The sequence below is a fragment of the Rhodopseudomonas sp. B29 genome (assembly GCF_000333455.1).
In the GTDB taxonomy this organism is placed as follows: domain Bacteria; phylum Pseudomonadota; class Alphaproteobacteria; order Rhizobiales; family Xanthobacteraceae; genus Rhodopseudomonas.
Genome location: NZ_BADD01000396.1, coordinates 1 through 1,506, shown reverse-complemented (window position 1 = coordinate 1,506; position 1,506 = coordinate 1). Strand labels below are relative to the sequence as shown.

Annotated in this window: 2 protein-coding genes; both read left to right on the top strand. The window is 58.4% G+C overall.

The features are described 5' to 3' along the window. Window positions 1–492: 492 nt before the first annotated feature. Window positions 493–1,326 carry a ubiquinol oxidase polypeptide II gene (locus tag I5M_RS14115; protein WP_022721986.1) on the top strand — a complete coding sequence of 278 codons (834 nt, stop codon included), beginning with the start codon at window positions 493–495 and terminating at the stop codon, window positions 1,324–1,326. After that, a partial coding sequence (locus tag I5M_RS29770; RefSeq protein WP_040771712.1) for a hypothetical protein occupies window positions 1,316–1,506 on the top strand: 191 nt, incomplete at its 3' end. The genes I5M_RS14115 and I5M_RS29770, both read left to right, overlap by 11 nt.

Genomic DNA, 1,506 nt, shown 5'->3' with positions numbered 1-1,506 from the left:
CGAGCGGCCATAACCGCTTGGTATTCAGCTATAGCTCGTTAGTGTGATGCGCCCAGAGTGATGATTAGCGCAGCCGATGCGGCGAGCATTGCTCGCTCCATGCTGCGCTCTCGTTCGCGCACCAAACGAGCCACCCCACCGAGAGTTCCCTTCTCTGCCGGCAGTTTGAAAATTTGGTTGGTGCTGTGTCGCGCGTGCCACCGGCTCAGGTCGAAGATTTGCACTGATGAGCGAGACCTCGTCACACGATGATGATATCTGGCGAAGACGAAGGCGCGCTGGCTGCAAAGTGAGCAATGTGCTTCAAGCAACAGCCGCAGATTCGTTCAAGACAACGACGTGCGGTTGTAAGATGTCGTTCGTCGTCCTTAATCGCGTGGGCTGCTCGCGAGTAAGTGAGATCACGAACGCGAATTGATGGGTTAGGAACGCGCCGAGATCGCTGCTGTTGTCGGTGACTCGGGAACCTCGCACAAAACGGTCCTCTTCTTTATGAACATTCTCGCTCCTCAGGGGCCGGTCGGCGTAGGCAACGCCACCATCCTGATCGACTCGGTCGTGATCATGCTCGCGATCGTGGTCCCGACCATCGTGGCCATTCTGGCCTTTGCATTCTGGTTCCGACATTCCAACACCCGCGCGAATTATCGCCCCGATTTCACCTATTCGGGGCGTGTCGAAATGGTGGTGTGGGGAATTCCGACGCTGACGATCATCTTGCTCGGCGGCGTCACCTGGATCGGATCGCATCAGCTCGATCCGGCCAAGCCGGTCGAAGGCACCGGCAGCCCGGTTCGTATCCAGGCAGTGTCGCTCGATTGGAAGTGGCTCTTCATCTATCCCGATCAGCGTATCGCCACGATCAACACGCTCACCGTGCCGATCGGCGCGCCGCTGCAGATCGAATTGACTTCGGCGAGCGTGATGAACGCGTTCTTCGTGCCGCAGCTCGGCAGCATGATCTATTCGATGAACGGCATGGTCAGCCATCTCAACCTGCGCGCCGACAGGATCGGCACGTTGCAGGGGCTGTCGTCGCACTTCAGCGGCGACGGATTTCCAGACATGAAGTTCGACGTCAACGTCGTCTCGCCGATCGAATTCCCCGACTGGGTTGCCCAAGCCGCCAAGAACGGTACCGAGCTCAACGCCGACACTTACAAGAAGCTGATGGCGCAATCGACCGAATCCGGAAAGCCGACTTTCCGGCTGACCGATCCGCGACTGTTCGAAGCCATCTCCACGCTGAAAATTCCACCGCAACCGGGACCCAAGCTCTTCACCGAAGCGGCACAGACTCACCAAGGGACTCAAGATGCTCGGTAAGCTCGACTGGTCGGCCATTCCCCTCGATCAGCCGATTCCGCTGATCGCCGGCGCGGCGGTGCTGGTCGTCATTCTTGCGGTGATGATCTGGATCTTCGTCAAGGGGCATTTTCCGTATCTTTGGCAGGAGTGGATCACCAGCGTCGATCACAAGCGGATCGGTGTGATGACTCCTGCTGC

Bases quoted from the DNA above. Each gene is read 5' to 3' on its own strand.
- I5M_RS14115 (WP_022721986.1), top strand. From the start codon at position 493: ATGAACATTCTCGCTCCTCAGGGGCCGGTCGGCGTAGGCAACGCCACC.